This is a genomic window from Thiocapsa sp. (assembly GCF_035467215.1).
Classification (GTDB): Bacteria; Pseudomonadota; Gammaproteobacteria; order Chromatiales; family Chromatiaceae; genus Thiocapsa.
In genome coordinates this window covers 1-6,294 of sequence record NZ_DATITZ010000308.1, presented here as the reverse complement: position 1 = coordinate 6,294, position 6,294 = coordinate 1, and the positions used below count along the sequence as shown (strand labels likewise).

The 6,294-nt window shown below is 63.5% G+C and carries 6 protein-coding genes; 2 read left to right on the top strand and 4 right to left on the bottom strand.

What is annotated here, in order from left to right:
* Window positions 1-134 precede the first annotated feature (134 nt).
* The 3 genes from VLR48_RS16905 to VLR48_RS16895 all read right to left on the bottom strand — a co-directional run bounded on the left by VLR48_RS16905 (window position 135) and on the right by VLR48_RS16895 (window position 3,205).
* Window positions 135-845, bottom strand: coding sequence for a c-type cytochrome (locus VLR48_RS16905; RefSeq protein ID WP_325292912.1), 711 nt, complete (start codon window positions 843-845; stop codon window positions 135-137).
* Complete coding sequence (locus tag VLR48_RS16900) at window positions 842-1,486, bottom strand: c-type cytochrome (RefSeq protein ID WP_325292911.1); 645 nt, start codon at window positions 1,484-1,486, stop codon at window positions 842-844. The genes VLR48_RS16905 and VLR48_RS16900 overlap by 4 nt, the downstream gene beginning before the upstream one ends.
* A 93-nt stretch (window positions 1,487-1,579) precedes the next feature.
* On the bottom strand, window positions 1,580-3,205 hold the full coding sequence (locus VLR48_RS16895) for a serine hydrolase (RefSeq protein WP_325292910.1): 1,626 nt from the start codon (window positions 3,203-3,205) through the stop codon (window positions 1,580-1,582).
* Between the two features lie 24 nt (window positions 3,206-3,229).
* Between VLR48_RS16895 and VLR48_RS16890 the strand changes: the two genes are divergently transcribed.
* A complete protein-coding gene (locus VLR48_RS16890; RefSeq protein ID WP_325292909.1) occupies window positions 3,230-3,661 on the top strand; it encodes an acyl-CoA thioesterase in 432 nt (143 codons plus the stop codon).
* A 24-nt stretch (window positions 3,662-3,685) separates the two neighbouring features.
* Here the strand turns inward: VLR48_RS16890 and VLR48_RS16885 are convergent, their stop codons facing one another.
* Complete coding sequence (locus VLR48_RS16885) at window positions 3,686-4,051, bottom strand: acyl-CoA thioesterase (protein ID WP_325292908.1); 366 nt, start codon at window positions 4,049-4,051, stop codon at window positions 3,686-3,688.
* Window positions 4,052-4,220: 169 nt separating this feature from the next.
* Here VLR48_RS16885 and VLR48_RS16880 point away from each other — a divergent pair, with 169 nt between their 5' ends.
* Window positions 4,221-6,050, top strand: a complete 1,830-nt coding sequence (locus VLR48_RS16880) for a sodium:solute symporter family protein (RefSeq protein WP_325292907.1) — start codon at window positions 4,221-4,223, stop codon at window positions 6,048-6,050.
* Window positions 6,051-6,294: the final 244 nt, after the last annotated feature.

Below are 6,294 nucleotides of genomic sequence, written 5' to 3'. Positions count from 1 at the left end.
TTCAAGAAATGCGAGCTTGTCCCTATATGAGGTATAATTGTCGTTGTGGTTGTCGTGTTCGTCCGCAATCCGATTACGACAACGACAACGACAACGAGCAGGGTACAAGGGGCGACTTAAGTCGCCCCTACCGATCACTCGGGACGCGATTCAGCCGATAGGCGGGACATATAGTCGCTCACCGCCGCGATATCCGCATCGCTGTACCCCCTGATCGCCTTCACCATCTCAGGGTTCGCATTGCGCCGCCCGCCGTCGCGAATCAGCTTGGACTCATGGTCGAGATAGCTGTAGTGCTGATGGGCGACGCGGGGGTAAAACTCCGCGGCATCGCCCTCGCCCTGCGCGCCATGACAGGTCGCGCAGTCCTTCTCGTAGAGGGCCTCACCGCGCGCCAGGTCCGTACCCTCGCCTTTTAGATTGCTCGGCGGAATCGGCAGCTGCGAGAGATAGGCGGCGATGTCGGCCACCTCTTCGGACGACACGACCCATTCGGCGACGAAGGGGTGCATCTTGGGGTTGTCGCGCCGCCCGGCGCGCACGTCGATCATCTGCTTGATCAGGACACTGGCATGCTGGCCGGCCAACTGCGGATAGATGGCGTCGCCGCGACCCGAGCCATCGGCCTGATGGCAGCCGCGACAGACGGCGTAGGCCTCCTCGCCGTTCTCGGGGTCGCCGCGATGGGCCAATGCGATCATCTGCTCCTTGTTGGGAGCGTTCCAAACATAGCCGGGCGACTCGATACCGGGGGCACGGGGTTGCGCCGGCGGAGACGCGGACGCACTGCCGGCCGCCAACGCGAGCGCTCCGAGGCAGACGAGACGGATGATCATGTCGTTCATTCCTCCTCCGTGTCGAGGACCATCAGGCTAGCGATGTATTGGGCCACGGCCAGTGTTTCGGCCTCGCTCATGCGATCGGCCACCGTCTGCATGAGTCCTCGGTCGTTGGTCCGCTCGCCGGCGGCATAACGGCGCATCTGCTCGAGGGTGTAGCCGACGTCCTGACCGGTGAGCCGCGGGAAGCGACGCGTGCCCTCGCCCTCGTCGCCGTGGCACCCGGAGCAGGCCGGTATGCCGCTGCCCGGATTGCCGTCGTCGTAAACGCGTCTGCCGAACTCCAACAATGAAGGATCGGTCACCACGCCCGGGATCACCTCCTGAGCGGCATAGTAAGCAGCGACATGCGGGATCTCCTCGTCGGTCAGTCCGCCGATGAAGTTGCCCATCACCTCGCTGGTGCGCCGTCCCTCGCGATAATCCTTCATCTGCTTGACGAGATAGGTTGCGTGTTGGCCGGCCAGCCGCGGCGTGTTGGGCATGGGGCTCGTGCCGTCCTCGGCATGACAGGCCACACAGACTCGCGCCGCGATGGTCGCACCGATCTCGGGATCACCTTTGGTTTGAGCAAACAGGGGCGGTGCCGAAAGAACCCCGACGCAGCCGGTCAGAACAACGAGCGATTGAATTGCGAGCAATCTCACTGCGGTTCCTCGAATCTGATCGTGCCCCAATCATGTCGCACGCGATCGGTCTCGGGCAAGTCGACCGTCTTGCCTCCGCACTCGGGACGCGGTTTAGCGCCTGAACGTCCCCAGCCCCTCCTCGTCCAGATATTCAATTTGCAGCGATGCGGCGCGATCGTCCTCGAACGCGAAGACCGCACCGCTGATGCCGAGCGCGTTCTCGCCGACGGGTCGAAAGGTAAAGGCGTCGCCGTCGAAATGGCTCAGCCCAAACACCGTCGGACTCGGTCCGAGCCGCAGGACCAATCCGGAATCGGTCGCTTCCACGACGGCCGTTCCATAGAGGTCGTTGGTGTAGCGACCGACATAGGTATCGAGCGGGCGTGCCGTAGCGGGTGCGATCGGGGCCTCGCCGAATTGCGTGTGCCAGGTGTATAGGCCCGCCATCGCGCTGCCGTAGAGCGCCGGCCAGTCGTGTCCGATCGCGCCGGTCTCCACCAGCTCAAGAAAACTCGCAGCGATGCCCTCGGGCGCACCGACCGGCTGACCGTTGGTGAGGATCAGGATCCCCAGAGACTCCGAGGGCAGCATGGCGAGCGTCGTTGCGGCACCCAGCAGAAAGGCACCGGAGTGAGACCAGCGGACACGACCTGCACTGTCTACACCGACCCCGAGACCCAGTCCGTAGAAGCTCGGGCGGCTGCTCGGCCCGCGCAAAGGAGAGCTCATCAGATTCGGCGAGTGGATCCGTGCCAGCGCCTCCGAGCCGATGACCGCCTTGCCGTCGAGCGCCCCTTCAGCCAGAAGGAGCCGCATCCACTGCACCATATCGGTCACGGAGCTGCTCACGCCGCCCGCGGGCGACTGGGCATCGGGCTGTCGGACCTCGGGCGTCACCATCCAAAGGCCGTCACGGCGGATGTGTCCGATCGCATGATTGGGGGCTGCGATGAAGTCCGCGAAACGCGAGCTGGTCGAGGTCATCCCGAGCGGACCGTAGAGCAGGTCGCGGCTCAGGTCATCCCAGGGCGTGCCCGCAGCGCGCGCGACCGCCTCGGCCGCGGCGGTCAATCCGAAGTTGGTGTAGGCATAGCTGGCCCTGAAAGGCGCCAAGGGATAAAAACGTAGGCGCGATAGGATCTCCGCGCGCCCGTATCCCATGTCCTCCAAGAGGTCGCCGGCATGGTCGGGAAGCCCGCTGCGGTGGGCGAAGAGATCCGCGATAGTCACCCGCGAAGTAATCGCCGGATCGCTCAAGGCGAAATCGGGCAAATGGCGGACGATCGGGTCGTCCCAGGCAATCACGGACCGATCGACCGCGGCCGCGACCACCGTCGCCGCAACCGGTTTCGACAAGGAGGCCAGTTGAAAGACCGTCTCGGCATCGACGCGCGCCTCGCCGTCCAAGCTGCGTCGACCGAAGCCTTTAAGGTAGACGACGCGATCACGATGGACCACCGCGATCGCCATACCCGGCAAACCGGTCGTCGCCAGCGCCGCCTCGGCCATCGCGTCGAGCTGCGCCACTGCGGCGTCGACCCGACCCGCCGGGATCGGGACATCCGAGAAGGCGGAGGGGTCAAGGTGGGTCGGTTCGGCAGGCTTGGACTCGACAAACGGATTCACGCCCGGCGGGCTCGGGTTCTCGCTCGCCGGCACGCCGAGCGGTGCGAGCAGCATCAGCGCCGCGAGCACGAACGGACGCGCCTTCATTGGGTCCACGTTAAGATCGATCATCGCTACCAGCCTCCGGAGTCAGACATGGATCCAAACCGTTTCGCCTATGCCTTCAGCGTCCGCCTTCACGACACGGACGCAGCCGGACGGCTCTTTTTCGGCCACCTCTTCCGCCATGCACACGATGCCTACGAGGCATTCATGGCCCAAGTCGGCCTCCCGCTCGAGCGCCTTATCCGCGAGGGCGAGATCCTGCTGCCGCTCGTGCACGCCGAGGCAGACTATCACCGACCGCTGTGCCAGGGTGATCGTGTCGAGGTCGTGCTGGCGATCGACGAGATCCGCACCCGCTCCTTCGCCGTGGCGTATCGCTTCGAGATGCCGGACGGCACGCTCGCCGCAACGGCCAAGACCGTCCATCTCCAGATCAATCGAGACGGCTCGCCCGCTTCGGGCCTGTCCGACGCCATTCGCGAGGCCATCCTGCCCTATCTTCACGAGGACCGCCCGCAGTGAGCAGACGGCTGCCCGCGCGACCTTTCAGGTGCCGGGCGGCGACAGGGGGATCTTCCGCCCCTGCTCGTCGACCCGCACGAAGGTGATGCAGGTGGTGAAGATCGGCTCCTCGTCGCCGGTCTGCAGATCGTCTGCGAAGACGTGGACCGAGTAGCTGAGCGAGGTGTTGCCGCGACAACTCTCGATCGCGTCGAAGCGCAGCACCGCGCCCTGTTTCACGCTGCGATGAAACTCCACGCGGTCCATCGCGATGGTGACGAAGCGGCACCCCGGGTGGTCGCGACTGGCCGCGATCCAGGCAATCTCGTCGACCCACTTCAACAAAAAGCCCCCGAACAGGTAGCCGTAATGGTTCAGAAATTCCGGGCGAACGACTTTGAAACTCTCCACGAACGGGCTCTCCTGGTCATCGATAGGTCATCGATTGGTCATGATTGGGTCAGAAACGGCCGTTTAACTGCGCTGGATCTATATAACAATACGAAGGTACGGGTTATTTTTCGCCCCCGCGCGTCCTGACAAGACAACAACGACTATTTCGGGATCCTGAGGGGCATTCATGACGGGGCATTCTTCCGTAGGCTGGGTCGACATCGTCGTCATTTTGGCCTACCTCTTCGCGACCGGCTATCTCGGCTGGCTCGGTTATCGCGGTACCCGCTCGGCAGCGGACTTCCTGGTTGGCGGGCGTTCGGCCCATCCGATCATCATGGCGGTCTCCTACGGGGCCACCTTCATCTCGACCGCAGCCATCGTCGGCTTCGGCGGGGTCGCCGGGCTCTTCGGCATGAGTCTGCTGTGGCTCACCGTGCTCAATATCGGGTTCGGGATCCTGATCGCCTTTATCTTCCTGGGCGAGCCCACACGGCGACTCGGCCATCATCTCGGCGCCCACACCTTTCCCGAGCTGCTGGGTCGACGTTACCAGAGTCGCGGCATCCAGATCTTCGCCGGTGCGCTCATCTTTCTCTTCATGCCGCTCTACGCGGCCGCGGTCATGACCGGGGGCAGCATCTTCGCGGCCACCCAGTTCGGGATCGATTTCGAGGTCGCGCTCCTGATCTTCGCGCTCATCACCGCCGCCTACGTCATCCCTGGCGGCATCAAGGCGGTGATGTATACCGATACCCTTCAGGGCTTCGTCATGGTCTTCGCCATGATCTTCCTGCTGATCTTTACCTATATGAGTTTGGGCGGTGTCACCGAGGCCCACCGCACCTTGACCGACATGGCGGATCTGGTCCCCGCGCCGCTTGCGCAGATGGGCCATCAAGGTTGGACCGCGATGCCCGCCTTCGGCTGGGGGGCGACCACCTACGATCTCTGGTGGACCGTCATCACCGCACTGGTGCTCGGCGTGGGGATCGGCGTACTCGCTCAGCCCCAACTGGTGGTGCGCTTCATGACGGTGCGCAGCCGTCGCGAGCTCGACCGGGCCGTGCCGATCGGCGCCGTCTTCATCCTGCTCATGGTCGGGACACCCTTCGTCGTGGGGAGCCTCTCGAACGCCTGGTTCGCACAGAAGGGCCCGCTGCTTCAGGGCAAGGTCGTCGAGGTGATCGATGCCGAGAAGGATCGCGCCCTGGTCGAGCTGATGCAGCAGGGCGAATCCGGGGCCTGGACGGCGATCCTCAACCCCAAGACACAGGCGCCGGCGCGCGCGCCCATGATCATCGGCGAGCGTAGCTCGGCACAAGACGGCGACGGCGCGACCTTCGAGCTGGTTGCCGGCCGCTCCATCGCCGCGACCTACACCAAGGGCGACGCCGACAAGATCATCCCGGCCTTCATCATGGCCGCGATGCCCCATTGGTTCGGCGTCATCTTCTTCCTCGCCCTGCTCGCCGCCGCCATGAGCACCATGTCGAGCCAGTTCCACACCATCGGCACGGCGGCCGGGCGCGACCTCTACGAGCGTATCTCGGACAAGGGACATCAACGCGAGCCGAGCATCCTGGTGATGCGCCTCGCCATCATGATCGGACTGCTGATCGCCGTGACCATCAGCTATACCGTGCGGCAGGAATACGTCATCGCCCGCTTCACGGCAATCTTCTTCGGACTTTGTGCAGCGAGCTTCCTGCCCGCCTATATCGGCGGACTCATCTCCAAGCGCGTGACCCGAGCCGGCGCACTCGCCTCCATGACCGTCGGCATGAGCGTCTCGCTGTTCTGGTTGGCCTTCATCAAGGCACGCGAGGCCAGCGCCATCGGGCTGGTGCAGCTGGTCACCGACGGCAAGACCAGCCTGCTCGCAGATTATCCCAATTGGCCGTCGGTAGATCCGATCATCATCGCGCTGCCGGCCTCCCTGCTGACCTTGATCCTGGTCAGTGCGGTGACGCGACCGCCGGATAAGGCGCACCTGCGTCGCTGTTTCCCCGATTAAACCGCGTTAAACCGCGTCTCGCTGGGATATAAGAGGTCTCGGGGCGCTGCTGCGTTCTCGCCATCAATGAATCTTGGCGTGGACGCGGTTTAAGTATTTTTAATTTTATTTGAATTGCTTCGAATAGGTTGTGCCTGAACAGAAACCACGTTTTCTATTTCCGAACAGTGGGTTATAATATGTCCCCATGATCGAAGATCATGCCGATTTTCGATCGAGAGGGGCAGAGAAAACGCTAACCTAT

Excerpts from the sequence above, each read along its gene's own strand:
- VLR48_RS16880 (WP_325292907.1), top strand. The coding sequence starts at position 4,221 with ATGACGGGGCATTCTTCCGTAGGCTGGGTCGACATCGTCGTCATTTTG.
- VLR48_RS16890 (WP_325292909.1), top strand. The coding sequence starts at position 3,230 with ATGGATCCAAACCGTTTCGCCTATGCCTTCAGCGTCCGCCTTCACGAC.
- VLR48_RS16905 (WP_325292912.1), bottom strand. The coding sequence starts at position 845 with ATGAACGACATGATCATCCGTCTCGTCTGCCTCGGAGCGCTCGCGTTG.
- VLR48_RS16895 (WP_325292910.1), bottom strand. The coding sequence starts at position 3,205 with ATGATCGATCTTAACGTGGACCCAATGAAGGCGCGTCCGTTCGTGCTC.